The organism is Bradyrhizobium liaoningense (assembly GCF_018130955.1).
Classification (GTDB): domain Bacteria; phylum Pseudomonadota; class Alphaproteobacteria; order Rhizobiales; family Xanthobacteraceae; genus Bradyrhizobium; species Bradyrhizobium liaoningense_C.
In genome coordinates, this window is record NZ_JAFCJM010000067.1 from 1 (window position 1) to 18071 (window position 18071).

Sequence of the window (18071 nt, forward strand, 5' to 3'; positions counted from 1 at the left end):
CTCGCCCTTCTCAACCGCCACCATAAAGCGCATCCGCTCGTCCACGGCACAGGTCTCCTTCCAACCCATCGGCAAAGTCCTCCTTGCCGACAGTTGACCTGTTACCCATGTCGTCGGTCTATTCTGTTACCCATGTAGCCGGTTAGGACCCGCGGCCACCTTCTCCCACAAGGGGAGAAGGAAGGCGGCTGCGCGTGCGAGCGCGCGGGAACATTTTGCCGCCGCGATCGCTCGGATAGATTTGGCGCGACTGATTCGGACAACGCCTCAAGCCCCCCGGAGACCCCTCCCATGAAGATCTCATCCGCCTTTCGCGCCGCGCTCGTTGCTCTCGCTGCTCTTGCAGGCCTCTCCACCGCGGCGCGGGCCGACAGTGGGTTTGTGACGCTCACGATCTACAAGGCGGGCTGGATCATCGGCGGCTCGGGCGGGTCGGGCGTGCTCAACTTCCGCGGCCGCGCCTATGGGCTGTCGACCGGCGGCCTTGACTACGGCCTGGTGTTCGGCGGCTCCAAGACCGTGCTGCGCGGCCGCGTCTCCAACATCAACCGTCCCTCCGACGTCGCCGGCGTCTACGGCGCCGCCGGTGCCGGCCTTGCGGTCGGCCACGGCGCCCGCGCCATCGTGCTCACCAACCAGAAGGGTGCGGTGCTGGAGCTGACGGGGCACCAGGTCGGCCTGATGGCGAACGCGGATTTGAGCGGGCTTGCGATCACGATGCGCTGACGCCGCGTTGTACATGCGTAGGGTGGGTTAGCGACAGCGTAACCCACCTCTTTGATTTCCGCGATGACGGAAGTGGTGGGTTACGCCTCGCGGTCTGCGCTTCGCGCCGCCGCGAAGCTAACCCACCCTACAAAGTTCGAGCCGTCACCCTCACTGCCGCATGCGCTGATACGTGCTGGCGGCAAGACCCCGCACATGGGGATCGTGATCCTGCTCCGACATCGTCTTGACCTTTGCGGCGAGCGAGGGCTCGTCGATGGTCGCGGCCGCCTTCATCGCGCGGATGCGCACGCCGGGGTCGGCATCGCCGAGCAGTTGGCCGGCGACCTTCGCCGCCTGTTGTGTCGGCAGCTTCGCGGCGGCCGCGGCGGCCGCCACCCGCACCACGTCGTGCCGGCTTTGCGCGGCCTGCGCCACGATCTCGTGCGAGGCGTCGGCCGAGATGATGCCGGCGAGATACGCCGCCTTCGGCGCGATCCGCGGCTCGTCCTCGGCGACCAGCGTCTTCAGATGCGGCAGCACCGCAGGCCCCAGCGCGAGCGCCAGTTCGGGATAGTCGAGCTCGTCCTTGTCGAGTTCTTTGCGGACTTCGTCGAGCGTGGGCATTGACGCCTCCTATACGGTGAGCGGGCTTTCGAGCATGGTGTTGATCTCGGACTGGATCAGGTCCGGCGGCGGATTGGTGATGTTCCAGGTGCCGCCGCCCATCATCAGCCGGTTGGGGTCGTCGACATGGGGAAGGCCGAGCACGTGGCCGCATTCATGCGCCATGGTCCAGGGCGAGGCGACCGACGTGATGACCGCGCTTGGACGTCCGGCAGGGTGCGCCGCGCAGCCGTTCAGTGGCGGCACGGTGGAGCGGACGAAGTAGACGCAGATGTCGTTTCCGCCCGCACTGTTGCGATGGCCGAACAGATCGTTCTGCTCGGCCGTGGTCGAGCCCACCACGCAGGTGCCGACGTCGAGGTCGTTCAGCGTGGGCAGATTGAGCGTTTCCTCGCTCGCGATCACGACGTCGATGCCGACGCTCGCATAGACGTCGCGCATCGACTGCATCATGGTCGCGCGCGCCACTGTGGTCGGCTCGCTCAGCACCTTCACATGCACGCGCAACTGTTCGGACTGGTGCCACCATGTGGAGTAGATGCGGCCGTCGGTGCCGGTCACGAACAGATCGAGATGATCGGGGAAGCGCGCGATCGGCGTGATCGGCGATTTCAGCGCGGCGCGGCCGCCCGAGACGTTGAACCAGTTGGCCCAGCCGCCGCTGGCGTCCCACCATGTGGAGTAGATGCGGCCGTCCGTGCCGGTGACGAACAGGTCGAGATGGTTGGGGTTGCGGGCGACCGCCGTGATCTCCGAGCCGAGTGCTGCCGCGCCTCCGGAAACGTTGAACCAGTTGGCCCAGCCGCCGCTCGCGTCCCACCAGGTCGAGTAGATGCGGCCGTCGGTGCCTGTCACGAACAGGTCGAGATGGTTGGGATTGCGCGCGACCGCCGTGATCGGCGATTTCAGCGCGGCCATGCCGCCGGAGACGTTGAACCAGTTGGCCCAGCCGCCGCTCGCGTCCCACCATGTCGAATAGATGCGGCCGTCGGTTCCGGTGACGAAGAGATCGAGATGGTTGGGATTGCGTGCGATCGCCTCGATCGGCGATCCCAGCGCGGCCATGCCGCCGGAGACGTTGAACCAGTTGGCCCAGCCGCTGGAGGCGTCCCACCAGGTGGAGTAGATGCGGCCGTCGGTGCCGGTGACGAAAAGGTCGAGATGGTCGGGGTTGCGTGCCACCGCCGTGATCTTCGAGCCGAGCGCGGCCATGCCGCCTGACACGTTGAACCAGTTGGCCCATCCGCTCGCCGCATCCCACCAGGTGGAATAGATGCGGCCGTCGGTTCCGGTAACGAAGAGATCGAGGTGATTGGGGTTGCGCGCTACCGCCGTGATCGGCGAGCCCAGCGCGGCCATGCCGCCGGAGACGTTGAACCAGTTGGCCCATCCGCTCGCCGCATCCCACCAGGTGGAATAGATGCGGCCGTCGGTTCCGGTGACGAAGAGATCGAGATGATTGGGATTGCGCGCAATCGCCGTGATCGGCGATCTCAGCGCGGCCGCGCCGCCGGATACGTTGAACCATGAATGCCAGCTCATGATGGCTTCCCTTTCGTTGCCGAAAATCTCCGGTAGGAAACCTATCTCAATGCAATCTCAGGAAGAGTAAGCCAGTTCACAGTGGCGAGGAGTTTTTTGCGGCGCGCGGTGATGTCGCATCGGGGGCGGCGGCTGGGTTCACACCGTCGTTGCGAGCGTAGCGAAGCAATCCAGAATCCTTCCGCGGTGAAACTCTGGATTGCTTCGCTGAGCTCGCAATGACAGAGGTGAGGGAGCGTATGGCGCGTTAGCCGATCACAAGCGAGGTCGCTCAGCACGCGACGGCGCCGCCATGCATGATTGTTATGGAATGAGAGCGCTAGGCATCGGCCTCGTGGGCAGCGGGACAAAGGTGCTGGGTCGGCTTCGCGCCATCGTGAGAAGTGCGAGCACGATCGCGGCGACTGCCAGAGTTTTCGCCATGAACTTCAATCAGTATATGCATGCTGAGGAAATCACGACCGTGAACAGGTCGACGTCAAATTCGTGCTCCAGGCTCAGGTCGAAGCGTTCCAGCCATTTGGCTTGGGCCAGGTAGGCCATCTTCTCACGCGCTCTGGGACATTCAAATTTGAGGCCGGCGAGATTTTGCAGGTGATGAACCATTTCGTGGACGAGAACGGATTGATCCGCCGGCGAGGTCCCGGTCCAATCTTCAGAGAGCAGGATGGTCTTCGACTTGTTGTCGTAGAGCGCCACGACCTGACGCTGACTGAGCCCGTTGAGCAGATCGTTTCCCGCCGGGTTTTGCGAAAGGGCTCCATCTGTAGCCCGCATCATTGCAAGTCGTGAGCTTGACGCGAGCTCGATCGTCGGATGCTCCTTGCTCGCGGGCAGATCGAAGTTTTGGGAAAGCCAGGCGACGATTTCGTCCAGAGAATCCGCGGCGCGTCGCCTTGCATCGGATTGTTGCGCAAGTGCAGTGGGATGAGCAGAGAGTTTCGCTTCCAGATCCCGGCAGTGCGCCTCATAACCGGTCGGCAAAATGGAAGATGCGATGGCCGCAATGGCAAGAAATTGTTTGAACATGAAATCCTCCTGAGAGGCTGTTCGAAACAGAAATGTTTTGGAGCAGATGGCGGCAACTGAAATTGTCGCGATCGTAGCACCTGGTTTGCGATGTCGGGTGTGAACCCTTTCACAGCGTGGAGCCCGTTTGCCGGCATGTAGCGGTGCCAGGGTGGGTCAGCCCGATCACAAGCGCGTGTCGCTCGGCACGGCGCAAGGCGTAACCCGGCCCGTCCAGCGAACGTCTTCGACGCCAAGGGGATCGGTTACGCCGAGTGAGCTGCGCTTCCGCCTTCGCTCTTCGAGCTTCGGCGGACAAGTCGCGCAGCCGCGGGGCTAACCCACGCTACGCAGCGATCCATGCGGCCAGCTCGCGCCATGGCTGCAGCGTCCAATGGCCGGAGGCGGCGCCGGACGGCGAGGCGAGCACGAAAACGTCAGGAAACGGCCCGTCAGCCGGTTGCCGCCCCAACGCGATCGTGCTGGACGGCTTGCCGTAAAACAAACTCGCCGCCTTCTTGCTGGTGAACGCAATCGTCTTCGGCCGATACTTTTCGATCTTGGCCCTGAAGCCCGCGACGTCGAAGGACTGCCTGGCAATCTGGTGATCCATCCCGGCGCCGGATTTTGAGAGATCGGTGAAGCCGATGCCGAACTCCAGCAGTGCTGCGAACTCGCCCGGCTGATAGCGCCGCGGCGTGATGCCGGCCTCAAACAGCGCGCGCCAGAAGCGGTTGCCGGGATGGGCGTAGTAGTGCCCGACGGCAGCCGAGCGCGTGCTGGCCGCGGTGCCGACGAAGACGACGCGGAGGTTTTCGCGGAGTTGGTCCGGGAGGCGGTGGGGCATCTTCATGGGACCAACGAGCTCGTTCAAGTAAATTGCATCGGCTGCGTTGGAGGGGGCCATTGCAGATTGCATATTGCCGAATAGGATGGTCTCAACATCGCTCCGTGAGAGGTTCGAGATGGCCATCAACAAGGACAAGATTGACGACGCGGCGCTGGCCTTGCTCTATCTGACCCTGCACGACGGCGATCGGGCATGGAAGGGCTTTGACTGGGGTGTGCTCGGCCGCCTGCATGACAAGGGCATGATTCATGATCCCGTCGGCAAGGTAAAGTCGGTGGTGTTTACGGACGAGGGACTCGAACGCGCGAAGACGCTGTTCAAGGAGTTGTTCGAGGAATGATTGCCCGCCGATGACCCGCGAAGAATTGTCTGCCGCCTACATGGCGCCCGGCCGTCACTATCACAACCTCGCGCATATCGAGGACTGCCTGGCCGCGCTGGCGCAGGTGGACGGTCTTTCGGTGGTCGAACGCGAGGTCCTGACGGAAGCCATCTGGTGGCACGACGTCGTCTACGAACCGACCCGGTCGGACAACGAAGAGTTGAGCGCGCAATTGGCCGAACAGCACGTCCGCGCCGACCTTCGGCCGGAGGTGGCCCGGCTGATCCGCCTCACCAGGACGCACGAGGTTCAAGCAGACGATCGCCTTGGCGCGATCCTGATCTCGATCGACCTCAGCATCCTCGGTGCGGAGCCCGCACGATACGACACCTATGCCGCGGCGATCCGGCAGGAATTCATCCATGTCAGCGATGCCGATTATCGCGTCGGCCGTGCCGGGGTGCTTCGGCGGTTCGCTGCACGGTCTGTCATCTATCCGGATGCCGCCTTCGCTGCGCGCTATGACCGGCGTGCCCGTGACAACCTCGCGCGCGAGCTGGCTAAGATGTCGCCGCCCCCGCTTGCCGAGCGGGTTGGCGATCACGATGCGGTGGGGCGAGGTGCGTAGGGTGGGTTAGCCGATCCCATATGCGGTCGTTCCGCAAGCAATGGCGAGAGGCGTAACCCACCATGTCACAAGCGAGGATGACATTGCGGAAGCCAAAGTGGTGGGTTACGCCGAGCGGACTGCGCTTCCGCCTTCGCCCTTCGAGCTTCGGCGGACAAGTCGCGCAGCCGCGGGGCTAACCCACCCTGCGAGCTGCTAGCGCGTCGGCTCCTTGATCCCTTCTTCGGTCGTGACCGCCTGCGCGGTCCTGGTGGAGCGGACCATCAGAAACGTTCCCGAGTTGCCCGGCAGACGCCAGCGGCCGTCGATCTCCGTCGCGTCGGCGTTCACCGTGCCCTCATAGACGACGGTGTCATAGCCGTAGCCGGGCGGCTCGTAACGCTTGACGAACGAGACCCGGCTTCCGGACCGATGGCCCGCGATCGATGAGTTGTGGGTGCTCAGCGTGCACTCCCGCATCATGCAAGGCTCGGTCACGCTTCCGCCAAGCGCGCCGCCGGCCTCGATCAGCGTCGCCGTGAACGTGACCATTCCCGCGCCCGGTTGAACGAAGGTGCCGTCCCAGACGCCGGTCAGATTATCGGTCATTCTAATCCGGGCTACGCTTGCTGAGGAACTAAAAAGGCCGGGCGTTGCCCGGCCCTCAGTTCTCGGATGGATGCCCGGGTCAAGCCCGGGCATGACGAGCGAAGAGTTACAACACCCGATTGCTCTCCTTCACCTTCTCCGCATCCAGATACACGCTTGAGCCCATCTCCTTGAACTTGGCGCTCATCTTCGCCATGCCGTCCTCGACGGTGCCCTGCATCGACATGCCCACCGAGTTCGGGTCGTTCAGCGTCGCCGCATAATCCCGCACGTCCTGCGTGATCTTCATCGAGCAGAACTTTGGGCCGCACATCGAGCAGAAATGGGCGACCTTGTGCGCTTCCTTCGGCAGGGTCTCGTCGTGGAAGTTCTTGGCGGTATCCGGATCGAGGCCGAGGTTGAACTGGTCGGTCCAGCGGAAGTCGAAACGGGCGCGGCTGAGCGCGTCGTCGCGGAGCTGGGCGGCCGGGTGGCCCTTGGCGAGATCGCTGGCATGGGCGGCGATCTTGTAGGTGATGACGCCGACCTTGACGTCGTTGCGGTCGGGCAGGCCGAGATGCTCCTTCGGCGTCACGTAGCAGAGCATGGCGCAGCCGAACCAGCCGATCATGGCCGCACCGATGCCTGAGGTGATGTGGTCATAGCCCGGCGCGATGTCTGTGGTCAGCGGTCCAAGCGTGTAGAACGGCGCCTCGCCGCACTCCTTGAGTTGCTTGTCCATGTTGATCTTGATCTTGTGCATCGGCACGTGGCCGGGGCCTTCGATCATGACCTGGCAGCCCTTGTCCCACGCGATTTTTGTGAGCTCGCCGAGCGTCTCCAGTTCGGCGAATTGCGCGCGGTCGTTGGCATCTGCAATCGAGCCCGGCCGCAGGCCGTCGCCGAGCGAGAACGAGACGTCATACTTGCGCATGAGCTCGCAGATCTCGTCGAAATGCGTGTAGAGGAAGCTCTCCTTGTGATGCGCCAGGCACCACTTTGCCATGATCGAGCCGCCGCGGCTGACGATGCCGGTGACGCGGTTGGCGGTGAGGTGGATGTAGGGCAGGCGCACGCCGGCGTGGATGGTGAAATAGTCGACGCCCTGCTCGCACTGCTCGATCAGCGTATCCTTGTAGAGCTCCCAGGTCAGCTTCACGGGATCGCCGTTGCACTTCTCCAGCGCCTGGTAGATCGGCACGGTGCCGATCGGGACCGGCGAGTTGCGCAAAATCCATTCGCGGGTGGTGTGGATGTTGCGGCCCGTCGAGAGGTCCATCACGGTGTCGGCGCCCCAGCGGATCGCCCACACCATCTTCTCGACCTCCTCCTCGACCGACGAGGTCACCGCGGAGTTGCCGATATTGGCATTGATTTTGGTGAGGAAGTTGCGGCCGATGATCATCGGCTCGAGTTCGCTGTGATTGATGTTGCTCGGAATGATGGCGCGGCCGCGCGCGATCTCGGAGCGGACGAACTCCGGGGTGATGAAGGCGGGCACCGAAGCGCCAAAGCTCTCGCCATCGGCAAGGGCTGCTTCCGCGCGTTCGAGCTGCTCCTTGCGGCCGAGATTTTCGCGCGCCGCGACGTAGATCATCTCCTTGGTGATGATGCCGGCACGGGCGAATTCGAGCTGCGTGATCTTGTGGCCGTCGAGGCCGCGCAAGGGCTTGTGATAGGCGGAGAAGGCGCGCGCCGCGTTGTCGGCGGAGATGCTGCCATTGTCTTCCGGCTTGATCTGGCGGCCGTCATACTCCTCGACGCCGCCACGCTCCAGCACCCAGGCCTTGCGGTTGCGCGCAAGGCCGGCATTGACGTCGATGGTGACGGAGGGGTCGGTGTAGGGACCTGACGTGTCGTAGACCGGCAGGTTCGGTTCGCCCGCGCCCTCCGAGAGGATGATCTCCCGCAGCGGCACGCGCAGGTCAGGCGCAGCCTCGGGCGTGGCAAAGATTTTTCGCGAGGAGGCCAGCGGGCCGGTCGTGACGGCGGGGACGGTCTTTTCGGGGTTGGAGCGGATGTTCATGGGATTCCTCCGTTTAATTCGTATGCGCGCTGTTGCTCTCGTCATCCTGAGGTGCGCGCCGTGCGGTGGAACCGCAGGGCGCGCCTCGAAGGGTGAACGAGCCGGGCCGTCGCCCTTCGAGGGCCGCTGAAGAAGCGGCCACCTCAGGGTGACGGGACGAAGAGGGGACGACCTGCATCACGCGGCCTCCTTGGCGAGGCCGAGCCATTGCCGCACCCGCGCGTCGGGGTCGGCGTTTTGGGTGACGTCGGAGACCACCGCGATGGAATCGGCACCGGCGGCAAAGATCTCCGCGGCGTGCTCGAACTTGATGCCGCCGATCGCGACCAGCGGAATGTTGCCGATGCGCTTCTTCCATTCCGTGATCTTTGGAATGCCCTGCGGGGCGAAGCGCATCGACTTGAGCGTGGTGAAGAAGATCGGGCCGAGCGCGACGTAATCGGGATTCGCCGCAAGTGCAGTCTCAAGCTCCGCATCGTCATGGGTGGAGATGCCAAGCGTCAGGCCGGCCTCGCGGATGGCTTTCAGGTCGGCGTCGACGAGGTCTTCCTGGCCGAGATGCAGGTGCTTTGCGCCGGCGACGATCGCCGCGCGCCAATAGTCGTTGACGACGACCTTGGCCTGCGTGCCCTGGACGGCGGCGAGCGCGTCGGCGACGATTTGCAGTGCTTCGGCGTCGTTCAAATCTTTCGCGCGCAACTGGATCGTGCCGACGCCGAGCTTGGCGAGGCGCGCGACCCAGTCGACGGTGTCGACGACGGCGTAGAACGGATCAGGATACGCGTGGCGATCAGGATACGGCATGCCAGAACGGGGTCCCAACGACAGGGGTTGAGGGGGAGGCGAAGTCGCGGGCTTCCATCAGCCCGGCCTCGCAAGCGGTACGGCCCGCCTCGACGCCGAGGCGGAAGGCGTTAGCCATGGCGACGGGATCTGCGGCCTTGGCGATCGCGGTGTTGAGCAGCACGGCGTCGTAGCCGAGCTCCAGCGCCTGTGCCGCGTGCGAGGGCGCGCCGAGACCGGCATCGACCACGAGCGTGATGTCGGGCAGGCGCTCGCGCAGCAGTTTGAGCGCGTCGCGGTTGGTGATGCCTTTTGCGCTGCCGATCGGCGCGGCCCAGGGCATCACGACCTTGCAGCCGGCATCGACGAGGCGCGTCGCGACCGAGAGGTCCTCGGTGCAATAGGGGAAGACCTCAAAGCCGTCCTTGATCAAAATGGTCGCGGCTTCGACCAGGCCGACGACGTCGGGCTGCAGCGTGTCGTTGTCGGCGATGACCTCGAGCTTGATCCACGACGTGCCGAACAATTCGCGCGCGAGCTTTGCGGTGGTTACCGCCTCGCGCACGCTGCGGCAGCCGGCGGTGTTCGGCAGCACGGTGACGTCGAGCTCGCGGATCAGGTTCCAGAACGCGTCTCCGGTCTTGCCGCCGGCCGCCTCGCGGCGCAGCGACACCGTGACGATGCTCGACCCCGAGGCGCGGATCGCCGCCTGCATGATCGCCGGCGAAGGATAGAGCGCGCTGCCGATCAGCAGGCGCGAGGGGAAGGTTTTGCCGTAGAAGGTCACCATTGCATCAACCTCCCTGTCGCGGCGTGATGATCTCGATTTCGTCGCCGGCCTTCAACGTCGTCTCGGCCCAGCGGCTTTTCGGCACCACGTCGTAATTGACGGCGATCGCGAAATGCGTGCCCTCGTAATCGAGCTCGCTCAAGAGCGCGCCGACGCTCAAAGCACTGATCTCGCGTTGCTCGCCGTTGACGATCACGCGCATTGCATCACCTCATTGTCGATCTGGCCGCGCTCGACATAGGCGAGCGTCAGCTCGGCGAGCGCCGGTGCGATCAGAAAACCGTGGCGGTAGAGCCCGTTCACGCTGATCCTGCTGCCGCGAATGCCGATGCGCGGCAGATTGTCGGGGAAGGCGGGCCTCAAGCCCGAGCCGAATTCGAGGATGCGGGCCTCGCCGAAGGCAGGATGCACCGTATAGGCGGCGCCCAAGAGCTCCAGCGCGGAGCGGACGCTGACGCCGGTGTCCTCGGCCTCGATCGAGGTCGCGCCGAGCATGAAGAGGTTGTCCTCGCGCGGGATCACGTAGAGCGGCCAGCGCGGATGGATGAGCCGCACGGGGCGCGCGAGCTGCACTTCGCTCGTCTCGATCAGGATCATCTCGCCCTTGACGCCGCGCAGCTCCGGCTGCTCGTCGCGCGCGGACAGGCCACGGCAGTCGATCACGATGCTTTTGGGATTAAGGTCTGCGAGATCCTTTGCGGTGACATCGCTACCAAACTTGATGGTGCCGCCGGCGGCGCGGATGCGCTCGTGCAGCTTTGGCAGCACGCGGCGCGGTTCGACATGGCCCTCGGCCGGGAAGAACAGCGCGTCGCGGAAGCGGCCCTCCAGCGACGGCTCGAGCTGCGCGAGGCCGGCCGCATCGAGCCGCTGATGGCCCTCGGTCATCCTCGCAAAGCGCTCGAAATCATTGCGCTCGCGGGCATGGGCCACGACGAGGGAGCCGTTGAACGGCGTATCCGGCAGTTCGCGCCGCCAGATGTCGAGCGAGCGCTCGCCGAGCCGGCTGATGATGGGTTCGGCGACCTCGGCCTCGCAATAAGGCGCGAGCATGCCGCCGGCCCAGTGGCTGGTGGCGTCCGTCATACCGGCGTCGCTGCGCTCGTGCAGCGTGACGGCGTGGCCGGCCTGAGCGAACAAAAGCGCCTGCCAGGCGCCTGCAATGCCTGCGCCGATGATGGATATCGCGGAATCCGGTCGTTTTGTCGTCTGGTACATCCCTGTCCCTTCGCCGGCATGACCCGGATCAGGTTCAAAGGGTCACCGCGGTCCTGGGCCTTCTGACCCATTTAGCGGTATCTCAGCTCCTCCTCGGAGCACCCCTCGGAACGGCTCTAATGTATGCCAGTGGCGGGATGTGTCAACGCATCTCACCGTCATTCCGGGATGGTGCATGAGCGCCAGACCCGGAATCCTTGGATTCCGGGTTCGATGCTGACGCATCGCCCCGGGATGACAGTTAGTGGGGAACCTGCGCCCGCGCGTTCCGCACCCTCTGCGCCAGCTTTTTCCGCGGTGGCGCGCCAAACGCCGACACCGGATTGCCGTTGGGCTCGAGCCAGGACTGGTTCAAATCGCCCTGCTGGGCGATCTCCTGACGCTGGCGCTTTGCAACGTAGTAATAGCCGCCCGCATAATAACGAATGGCACGGTTGTGATCGCCGTTCGCGGCGTGGTAGGCGCCGGCGAGATACTTCACGCCGTAGGTGAGGTTGGTGGCGGGATCGCGCAGGCCGGCGGCATCGCCGGTGTAGCCGAGGCCGCGGGCGGTCGCGAGCTTGATCTGCATCAGCCCGATGGTGCCGCCACGGCCGACGAGATGCGGCTGATAGCGGCTCTCGCGCATGATGACGCGGTGCACCAGCGCTTCCGGCACGCCGTTGGCGCGCGCCTGCGCGGCCGCCATTTCGGCATATTCGGTTTCGCCGGCGATTGCGGATTGCGGCAACACCACAACGGCCGCGAGCGCGGCAACAACAACTAAAGTTTTCATAACAACATCTCTCGATCTCTGAGTGACCTGCACCCGGCCGCGTTAGGCCTCCAGAAGACGGCGATGATGTGGCCAAACGCCGCCGCCAGCGATTTTGCGGCGCGGTCGTCGCGTTTGCGACTCAAAGCCCTCGTAGAGTTCGCGCAAGCGATCCGAGCGCGCTCGCGGCAGCAGGTCTGTCCATTCGCGCTTGGAGCAAAAAGCGACTATGAGAAAGCCGCTACTCGGGAGGGTGCCATGACAAGATCAGACTTCACAGGATCAGACATCGGCGAAATCCCCAAGCAGAACCCGTGCGCACAATGCGGCACGCCGATCCCGCATCCCGACTGGATCGAGCCGGGCGTGGGACGCATCTCCTATCTCTGGAAATGCCACGCCTGCGGCTATCGCTTCGAGGCGATCGCGATCTTCGATCACGCCGCCGCCGAGCACCAGCCGCTCGCAGCTTAATTAAGCCTCACGCCGCGAGCCGCGGCTGCTGCCAGACCGGCAGCTGCATGCGCACGATCAATCCGTGGGGCTTGCGGTCATGCAGCGACAGCTCGCCGCCATGGGCGAGCGCGATCGCGCGCGCGATCGACAGGCCAAGGCCGAAGCCGGCGGTGTCGTCCATGTTGCGCGCGTCGTCGCCGCGCACGAACGGCTCCAGCATCTCCCCCTTGCGCGCGTCCGAAATGCCGGGCCCGTCATCCTCGACGTCGATCGTGAGCTTTGTGCCCTGGACGTCGAGGCGGATCGTCACCTCGGCGCCGAAACGCACCGCGTTCTCCACGAGGTTGGTGATGCCGCGATGCAGATCGTCGGGCCGCGCGGCGGCGGTCGCCTGCGCCGGGCCCTCATAATGCACGGTGTGGCCCATGTCGGCGAACTGGTCGGCGATCAGTTGCAGCGTGCTCGCGATGTCGACCAGCGTCACGGCCTCGACCTTGCGGTCGTTGCGCAAGAGCGACAGCACCGATTCCAGCATCGTGCGCATCTGGTCGAGGTCGATCAGCATGCGCTTGCGGTTGGTCTCGTCCTCGATGAACTCGGCGCGCAGCCGCAGCCGCGTGATCGGCGTGCGCAAATCGTGGCTGATCGCCGCCAGCATCTTGGTGCGGTCCGACATCAGCCGCGCGATCCGCTCCTGCATGCGGTTGAGCGCGCGCGCGACCGCGCGGATCTCCTCCGGCCCGCGCTCCGGCAGCGGTTCGGCGGTGCCGTCGAGGCTGAAACCTTCGGCGGCCCTGGCAAAGGACGACAGCGGTTTTGCGAGCGCGTAGGCCGCCCACAGGCCCAGGAGCGTGACGCTGATCAGCGCAAACAGCAGCGTCATCATCCACGGCCCGCCCCAGAATCGCGGCGGGCGCGGGCCCGGATCAACGCGGCCCGCGATCATGCTGCCGTCGGGCAGCGTGATGCCGGCGCGATGAACCTCGCCGTTCGGCGCGAGTGCTGCGACCTTGTACTGATGGCCGAGATGCCGGCGGATGCCGTGCAGGTGCTGGCCCTCGGTCTCCTCGATCACCGGCGCAGCGCCGGGCGCGAGCTCCTCGATCTCGAGGTTTTGGAAGGCGCGCCTCACGTCGGCGATCAGCCGCGTCCGCTCGCCTGCGTCGGCGCTGCCGAGCAGGAGCGCGGCGTTCGCCAGCTGGTGCGCGCTGTCCGGCGGCGGGTCGGCGCGATCCGGCCGGCTGATCAGGAAGCTCAAGGTGAGGATCAGATGCAGCGCGACGATCGACGCCACGACGAGGGCGGCGATCTGCCCGCCGATGCCCTTGAGGTGGAAGAACCCGAACAGCCTCATGTCAGCCACTCAAGGATGTCGTCACCGCTTCGGTTCTCGGCGTGAACAGGTAGCCGCCGGAGCGCACCGTCTTGATGATGGTGGGATCCTGCGGGTTGGGCTCGATCTTGCGGCGGATGCGGCTCACCAGCACGTCGATCGAGCGCTCGAACGAGCCCGTGGCGCGGCCCTGCGTGAGGTCGAGCAGGCTGTCGCGCGACAGCACGCGGCCCGGCCGCTCGCAGAAGGTGCGGAGCAAGTCGAACTCGGCGCTGGTCACCGCGACGCGCGCGCCGTCCGGATTGCGCAATTCGCGCAGGCGCAGGTCGATGCGCCAGCCTTCGAAGGCGAGCGTGCTCGCGCCTTCGATCGAGCTTGCCGCATTGGCCGCCTGCTGGCGCCGCAGCACCGCGTTGATGCGCGCGAGCAGCTCGCGCGGGTTGAACGGTTTTGGCAAATAGTCGTCCGCGCCCATCTCGAGGCCGACGATGCGGTCGACGTCCTCGCCGCGCGCGGTCAGCATGATGATCGGCGTCTGGCTTTCCGCGCGCACCTTGCGGCACAGGCTCAAGCCGTCCTCGCCGGGCAGCATGACGTCGAGGATAAGCAGGTCGACGCGCTGGTCGGCCATGGCACGCGCCATCTCGCGGCCGTCGCTGACGGCGGTGACGTTGCAGGCGTTGTTGCGCAGATATTTCGCAATCAACGACCGGGTTTCGCGGTCGTCCTCGACGACCAGGATGTTGGGCGAGGGAATAGCCATGTGCTCTGTTTGTCGAAGATTCGGGCGAAACGGCGAAGATTTTTGTTTCCGTATGTTTCTGAGCGCCGCAAGAGCAACGTCCGGCAACAGCTGGAAAGGGCGTCGGCAAGGTCTCGTTAAGTCCGTTAACCATACCGTGGCTTGGTCTCTCACGAAACCCCGCAAACCCACGGAGCCCATATGAGCACGATTTCGGCGGCCTCCGCCGGCACCTACCAGTCGCCGCTGCAGCGCCTGCAGCAGGAATTGCAGTCGGAGGTCTCGGCCGGCACGATTTCGTCGTCGGATCAGTCGGCGCTGTCCACGGCGCTCACCGACATTGACACCGCGCTCCAGCAGAGCCGCGCCAGCGACCAGTCGAGCGGCACGCGCCCGTCGCCGGACGAGATGCAGTCGAAGATCGACGATCTCATTTCGAGCGAAGTGTCGAACGGTACGCTGACCTCCGACCAGGCCGAAGAGCTGAAGGGCGTGTTCAAGGCCGCCTTCGCCAACGGACCCGGCGGCGCCGGCGGCCCGGGCGGCCCGCCCCCGTCGGACGACAGCTCGAATTCCACGTCTTCCACGGACTCGACCAGCAGCACGTCCAGCGACACCACCACGGCGGAGATTCTGCAGCAGTTTCTCCAGGCGCTGCAGCAATCGCTGTCGTCGTCGACGTCCTATGGTTCGTCGGGCAATTCGACCAACTCGTCCAGCTCGCAAATCTCCGCGCTTCTCGTCGACTACAAGACCTGACCGGGCAGACCTGTCTCAGGCGACGCAGGTCAGCATGTTCCTCGCGAGGTTCGCGCGTCTCCCAGGAGGCGTGGAGCTCGCGGGGAACTGTGCGCTTGTGCACGCAGCGATGCGTCGTGCCTCACGTACTTCGCCGCGGAACTGCGCGCGCAGCGCAAACGATGCAAAACTCAGTGCGACGAAATTGCCGCAGCTTAGGAACTGTGGGTGATCGCGGCGGTTTTCTCCGTACGAGTTTTCGTCAAGGAGAGGACATCATGTTGATGAAATCGATCGCGGCCGGCGTTGCCGGTTCCGCGTTGCTGGCGACCGTTGCGTTTGCGCAAACGCCGCCTGCTGCTACCGACAAGGCCCCGGCCGCTTCTACGACTGTGACGACGACAACGACGTCGGCCGCGGGTGAATGGCGTGCGTCGAAGCTGGTCGGCCTGAAGATCTACAACGACGCCAACGAGAGTGTCGGTTCGATCAGCGATCTCTTGATGGACAAGAACGGTGACATCAAGATTGCGGTGATCGGCGTCGGCGGCTTCCTCGGCATGGGTGAGCATCTGGTGGCCGTGCCCTTCGACAAGCTGAAATTCGTGAACGAGGCTGTCGCCTATTCCGGCGCGGCCACCGCCCCGGCGAACCGCCCGGCGTCGACCACGACCACGGGCGCTGCGCCTGATCGCCCGGCGACGATGAACGAGAAGACCACCGCAACGACCACCACGTCGAAGTGGTATCCGGACCACGCGGTGTTCAACGCGACCAAGGACGATCTGAAGAAGATGCCGGAATTCAAGTACGACTAACGGACCTCGGATCGGCTAAGCGAGGCGCGCCCGGTTTGTCGCCGGGCGCGCTGTCGTGCCTTTTTGGTGTCAGGCGTTGCTGCCCTTGAGCCGTTCGTTGCGCCGGCGCAAGCCTTCCATGGTGGCGAGCAGGATGACCGACACCGTCGTCAGGATCACCGCCGCCGCCGTGATGGTCGGGCTGATGTTCTCGCGGATGCCGCTGAACATTTCGCGCGGCAGGGTGCGCTGCTCCGGCCCTGCCATGAACAGCACGATTACCACCTCATCAAAACTGGTCGCGAAGGCGAACAGCGCGCCCGAGGCAAGGCCGGGCATGATCAGCGGCAGGATCACACGGCGGAACGCATAGAGCGGCGAGGCCCCGAGCGAGGCTGCGGCGCGCGCCAAATTGGTGTCAAAACTTTGCAAGGTCGCGCCGACCGTGATCACCACAAAGGGCGTCGCGAGCGCGGTGTGGGCCAGGATCAGGCCGAGATAACTGCCGGTCAATCCGATCGGCGCGAAGAAGAAATACAGACCGACCGCGGTAATGACGCCGGGCACGACGACCGGCGACAGCACGAAAGCCAGCACCAGCGGCTTGAACCGGCTTTTCCACTGCGCCAGCCCCAGCGCTGCCAGCGTGCCGAGCACCATGGACAGTAACGTCGAGGCGACGCCGATGATGATGCTGTTCTTCAGCGAATTCATCCAGCGTGGCGAGTTGATGAAGTCGTCGTACCAGCGCAAGGAGAGGCCGGGCAGCGGATAGGTCAAATAGGAGCCTGAGCTGAAGGACAGCGGCATGATCGCCAGGATCGGCGCGATCAGGAAGATGAACACCAGCGTGGAGACGAGGATGGTTGCAGTCCACGCGATGCGCTGGCTGGGCGTGCGGAGGGAGGGATTGTCGCTCAATTCTTCATCCCTCCGGTGACCTGTTGGCCCTGCACCAGCTTTCCGTAAACGACGGCCAGCAGAACGGTGGCGAGCAGCAGCACCGCGCCCAGCGCCGAGGCCAGGCCCCAGTTGGCCGTTTCGGTCGTATAGAGCGCGATGAAGTAGCTGATCATCTGATCGGCGGCGCCGCCGACGAGTGCCGGGGTGATGTAGTAGCCGAGCGCCAGGATGAAGACGAGCAGGCTTCCGGCTCCGATGCCCGGCAGCGTCTGCGGCAGGTAGATCCGCAGGAAGGCGGTGACCGGCGGCGCACCGAGCGAGGCGGCGGCACGCATATAGGCAGGCGAGATCGCCTTCATGCTGCTGTACAGCGGCAGGATCATGAACGGCAAGAGAACGTGGGTCATCGCCACGCAGACACCGAAGCGGTTGTAGATCAGGCGCAGCGGCTCGTCGATGATGCCCAGCCAGTGCAGGCTGTCGTTGACGACGCCTTTGCTCTGCAACAGCACGATCCAGGCGCAGGTGCGGACCAGGAGCGAGGTCCAGAACGGTAGGAGCACGAAGATCATCAGCAAATTCGACCAGCCGGGCGGTAGCGTCGCCAGCAAATAGGCGACCGGAAAGCCAAGGATCAGGCAGAGTGCCGTGACGCCGAGGCTGATGATGAAGGTGCGGATGAAGACGTTGCGGTAGATGGCCTGATCCGGCGCCGCCGCGACGATCGCGCCGTCCACGTCCCTGACAAGATCGAGCGCCGCCAGCAGGTAGAAGCCGGTCACCGGGCCACTGGCGTCCTTGATTGTCGTCCAGGTGGCGCGCTCACGCCAGGCCGGATTGATCTTGCCCAGCGTCTCTCTGGCGGTGCCGGGCTCCGGCACCGCCTTCAGATTGCGTGCCGTGCTGGTCAGGATGGTGCGAAAACCGTTCAGGGCGTAGTTCAGCCGCTTGGCCGCGATGGCCATGGTGCCGGAGGCGCGCGCCGCCAGGATGTCGCTTGCCAGCGCCGCGTATGCCTTTTCGTCCGGCAGGTCCTTGCCGTCCCAGCCGGCGAGAGCAGCGACCGTTTGCGGCAGGACCTGACGCACCTCGCGGTCGTCGATCGAGCGCCACAGCATGCCGGCGATAGGGCCCGCGAAGGTGAAGAGCAGGAAGACGAGAAGCGGCAGCACCAGCGCCAATGCTTTGACCTGGCGTGTCCGCTCCGCGCGCCTCAATCGGCGCTTGAGCGGCACCTCGGTCGATGCATTGGCGCCGGATAGGAGCGCATCCGTCATTGGTC

At 64.8% G+C, this 18071-nt stretch carries 21 protein-coding genes and 1 riboswitch; of the genes, 6 read left to right on the forward strand and 15 right to left on the reverse strand.

Features of this window, described 5'->3' with window-relative positions; translation table 11 throughout:
* Positions 1–291: 291 nt before the first annotated feature.
* Positions 292–726 carry a hypothetical protein gene (locus JQ632_RS32935; protein WP_212406820.1) on the forward strand — a complete coding sequence of 145 codons (435 nt, stop codon included), beginning with the start codon at positions 292–294 and terminating at the stop codon, positions 724–726.
* Positions 727–876: 150 nt separating this feature from the next.
* Here the strand turns inward: JQ632_RS32935 and JQ632_RS32940 are convergent, their stop codons facing one another.
* From JQ632_RS32940 to JQ632_RS32955, 4 genes are all read right to left on the reverse strand, one after another.
* On the reverse strand, positions 877–1332 hold the full coding sequence (locus JQ632_RS32940; protein WP_212406821.1) for a HEAT repeat domain-containing protein: 456 nt from the start codon (positions 1330–1332) through the stop codon (positions 877–879).
* Positions 1333–1341: 9 nt separating this feature from the next.
* Entirely contained in the window at positions 1342–2874 is a 1533-nt protein-coding gene (locus JQ632_RS32945; RefSeq protein ID WP_212406822.1) for a hypothetical protein, read from the reverse strand.
* 432 nt (positions 2875–3306) lie between these two features.
* On the reverse strand, positions 3307–3903 hold the full coding sequence (locus tag JQ632_RS32950; protein WP_212406823.1) for a DUF6647 family protein: 597 nt from the start codon (positions 3901–3903) through the stop codon (positions 3307–3309).
* Positions 3904–4228: 325 nt separating this feature from the next.
* Entirely contained in the window at positions 4229–4735 is a 507-nt protein-coding gene (locus JQ632_RS32955; protein WP_409363524.1) for a mismatch-specific DNA-glycosylase, read from the reverse strand.
* 112 nt (positions 4736–4847) lie between these two features.
* On the opposite strand from JQ632_RS32955, the gene JQ632_RS32960 reads away from it, so the two are divergent.
* Both JQ632_RS32960 and JQ632_RS32965 read left to right on the forward strand, forming a co-directional pair.
* On the forward strand, positions 4848–5072 hold the full coding sequence (locus tag JQ632_RS32960) for a DUF6429 family protein (RefSeq protein WP_212406824.1): 225 nt from the start codon (positions 4848–4850) through the stop codon (positions 5070–5072).
* A 10-nt stretch (positions 5073–5082) separates the two neighbouring features.
* The gene (locus JQ632_RS32965) at positions 5083–5682 is read left to right on the forward strand and encodes a phosphohydrolase (RefSeq protein WP_212406825.1); all 600 of its coding nucleotides are present in this window, start codon (positions 5083–5085) and stop codon (positions 5680–5682) included.
* A gap of 195 nt (positions 5683–5877) precedes the next feature.
* On the opposite strand, the gene JQ632_RS32970 is transcribed toward JQ632_RS32965, so the two are convergent.
* The 7 genes from JQ632_RS32970 to JQ632_RS33000 form a co-directional block, all read right to left on the reverse strand.
* A complete protein-coding gene (locus tag JQ632_RS32970) occupies positions 5878–6270 on the reverse strand; it encodes a hypothetical protein (protein ID WP_212406826.1) in 393 nt (130 codons plus the stop codon).
* A 106-nt stretch (positions 6271–6376) separates the two neighbouring features.
* The gene (thiC, locus tag JQ632_RS32975) at positions 6377–8275 is read right to left on the reverse strand and encodes a phosphomethylpyrimidine synthase ThiC (protein WP_212406827.1); all 1899 of its coding nucleotides are present in this window, start codon (positions 8273–8275) and stop codon (positions 6377–6379) included.
* A 177-nt stretch (positions 8276–8452) separates the two neighbouring features.
* Positions 8453–9079 (reverse strand): thiamine phosphate synthase, encoded by a 627-nt coding sequence (locus JQ632_RS32980; RefSeq protein ID WP_212406828.1) that lies wholly within the window; start codon positions 9077–9079, stop codon positions 8453–8455.
* Positions 9066–9848 carry a thiazole synthase gene (locus JQ632_RS32985; protein WP_212406829.1) on the reverse strand — a complete coding sequence of 261 codons (783 nt, stop codon included), beginning with the start codon at positions 9846–9848 and terminating at the stop codon, positions 9066–9068. Before JQ632_RS32985 ends, JQ632_RS32980 begins: the two co-directional genes overlap by 14 nt.
* Before the next feature lie 4 nt (positions 9849–9852).
* On the reverse strand, positions 9853–10050 hold the full coding sequence (thiS, locus tag JQ632_RS32990) for a sulfur carrier protein ThiS (protein WP_212406830.1): 198 nt from the start codon (positions 10048–10050) through the stop codon (positions 9853–9855).
* The gene (locus JQ632_RS32995) at positions 10041–11066 is read right to left on the reverse strand and encodes an FAD-dependent oxidoreductase (RefSeq protein WP_212406831.1); all 1026 of its coding nucleotides are present in this window, start codon (positions 11064–11066) and stop codon (positions 10041–10043) included. The genes thiS and JQ632_RS32995 overlap by 10 nt, the downstream gene beginning before the upstream one ends.
* A riboswitch (TPP riboswitch) is annotated at positions 11054–11182 on the reverse strand. It overlaps the preceding gene by 13 nt.
* A 125-nt stretch (positions 11183–11307) precedes the next feature.
* Positions 11308–11841, reverse strand: coding sequence for a lytic transglycosylase domain-containing protein (locus JQ632_RS33000; protein ID WP_212406832.1), 534 nt, complete (start codon positions 11839–11841; stop codon positions 11308–11310).
* Positions 11842–12078: 237 nt separating this feature from the next.
* Between JQ632_RS33000 and JQ632_RS33005 the strand changes: the two genes are divergently transcribed.
* Positions 12079–12294: a hypothetical protein gene (locus JQ632_RS33005; RefSeq protein WP_212406833.1), complete on the forward strand. Its 216-nt coding sequence runs from the start codon at positions 12079–12081 to the stop codon at positions 12292–12294.
* Positions 12295–12301: 7 nt separating this feature from the next.
* Here JQ632_RS33005 and JQ632_RS33010 read toward each other — a convergent pair whose 3' ends face one another.
* Complete coding sequence (locus JQ632_RS33010; protein ID WP_212406858.1) at positions 12302–13630, reverse strand: ATP-binding protein; 1329 nt, start codon at positions 13628–13630, stop codon at positions 12302–12304.
* A 1-nt stretch (position 13631) separates the two neighbouring features.
* Positions 13632–14372 (reverse strand): response regulator, encoded by a 741-nt coding sequence (locus JQ632_RS33015; protein WP_212406834.1) that lies wholly within the window; start codon positions 14370–14372, stop codon positions 13632–13634.
* 180 nt (positions 14373–14552) lie between these two features.
* Here JQ632_RS33015 and JQ632_RS33020 point away from each other — a divergent pair, with 180 nt between their 5' ends.
* Both JQ632_RS33020 and JQ632_RS33025 read left to right on the forward strand, forming a co-directional pair.
* Positions 14553–15110 carry a hypothetical protein gene (locus JQ632_RS33020; RefSeq protein WP_212406835.1) on the forward strand — a complete coding sequence of 186 codons (558 nt, stop codon included), beginning with the start codon at positions 14553–14555 and terminating at the stop codon, positions 15108–15110.
* A 257-nt stretch (positions 15111–15367) separates the two neighbouring features.
* The gene (locus JQ632_RS33025; RefSeq protein ID WP_212406836.1) at positions 15368–15907 is read left to right on the forward strand and encodes a PRC-barrel domain-containing protein; all 540 of its coding nucleotides are present in this window, start codon (positions 15368–15370) and stop codon (positions 15905–15907) included.
* A gap of 69 nt (positions 15908–15976) precedes the next feature.
* Here the strand turns inward: JQ632_RS33025 and JQ632_RS33030 are convergent, their stop codons facing one another.
* The gene (locus JQ632_RS33030; protein WP_212406837.1) at positions 15977–16807 is read right to left on the reverse strand and encodes an ABC transporter permease; all 831 of its coding nucleotides are present in this window, start codon (positions 16805–16807) and stop codon (positions 15977–15979) included.
* Positions 16804–18066, reverse strand: coding sequence for an ABC transporter permease (locus JQ632_RS33035; RefSeq protein WP_212406838.1), 1263 nt, complete (start codon positions 18064–18066; stop codon positions 16804–16806). The genes JQ632_RS33030 and JQ632_RS33035 overlap by 4 nt, the downstream gene beginning before the upstream one ends.
* Positions 18067–18071: the final 5 nt, after the last annotated feature.

Coding starts and splice junctions, on each gene's coding strand:
- JQ632_RS32935 (WP_212406820.1), top strand. CDS start 292: ATGAAGATCTCATCCGCCTTTCGCGCCGCGCTCGTTGCTCTCGCTGCT.
- JQ632_RS32940 (WP_212406821.1), bottom strand. CDS start 1,332: ATGCCCACGCTCGACGAAGTCCGCAAAGAACTCGACAAGGACGAGCTC.
- JQ632_RS32945 (WP_212406822.1), bottom strand. CDS start 2,874: ATGAGCTGGCATTCATGGTTCAACGTATCCGGCGGCGCGGCCGCGCTG.
- JQ632_RS32950 (WP_212406823.1), bottom strand. CDS start 3,903: ATGTTCAAACAATTTCTTGCCATTGCGGCCATCGCATCTTCCATTTTG.
- JQ632_RS32955 (WP_409363524.1), bottom strand. CDS start 4,735: ATGAAGATGCCCCACCGCCTCCCGGACCAACTCCGCGAAAACCTCCGC.
- JQ632_RS32960 (WP_212406824.1), top strand. CDS start 4,848: ATGGCCATCAACAAGGACAAGATTGACGACGCGGCGCTGGCCTTGCTC.
- JQ632_RS32965 (WP_212406825.1), top strand. CDS start 5,083: ATGACCCGCGAAGAATTGTCTGCCGCCTACATGGCGCCCGGCCGTCAC.
- JQ632_RS32970 (WP_212406826.1), bottom strand. CDS start 6,270: ATGACCGATAATCTGACCGGCGTCTGGGACGGCACCTTCGTTCAACCG.
- thiC (WP_212406827.1), bottom strand. CDS start 8,275: ATGAACATCCGCTCCAACCCCGAAAAGACCGTCCCCGCCGTCACGACC.
- JQ632_RS32980 (WP_212406828.1), bottom strand. CDS start 9,079: ATGCCGTATCCTGATCGCCACGCGTATCCTGATCCGTTCTACGCCGTC.
- JQ632_RS32985 (WP_212406829.1), bottom strand. CDS start 9,848: ATGGTGACCTTCTACGGCAAAACCTTCCCCTCGCGCCTGCTGATCGGC.
- thiS (WP_212406830.1), bottom strand. CDS start 10,050: ATGCGCGTGATCGTCAACGGCGAGCAACGCGAGATCAGTGCTTTGAGC.
- JQ632_RS32995 (WP_212406831.1), bottom strand. CDS start 11,066: ATGTACCAGACGACAAAACGACCGGATTCCGCGATATCCATCATCGGC.
- JQ632_RS33000 (WP_212406832.1), bottom strand. CDS start 11,841: ATGAAAACTTTAGTTGTTGTTGCCGCGCTCGCGGCCGTTGTGGTGTTG.
- JQ632_RS33005 (WP_212406833.1), top strand. CDS start 12,079: ATGACAAGATCAGACTTCACAGGATCAGACATCGGCGAAATCCCCAAG.
- JQ632_RS33010 (WP_212406858.1), bottom strand. CDS start 13,630: ATGAGGCTGTTCGGGTTCTTCCACCTCAAGGGCATCGGCGGGCAGATC.
- JQ632_RS33015 (WP_212406834.1), bottom strand. CDS start 14,372: ATGGCTATTCCCTCGCCCAACATCCTGGTCGTCGAGGACGACCGCGAA.
- JQ632_RS33020 (WP_212406835.1), top strand. CDS start 14,553: ATGAGCACGATTTCGGCGGCCTCCGCCGGCACCTACCAGTCGCCGCTG.
- JQ632_RS33025 (WP_212406836.1), top strand. CDS start 15,368: ATGTTGATGAAATCGATCGCGGCCGGCGTTGCCGGTTCCGCGTTGCTG.
- JQ632_RS33035 (WP_212406838.1), bottom strand. CDS start 18,066: ATGACGGATGCGCTCCTATCCGGCGCCAATGCATCGACCGAGGTGCCG.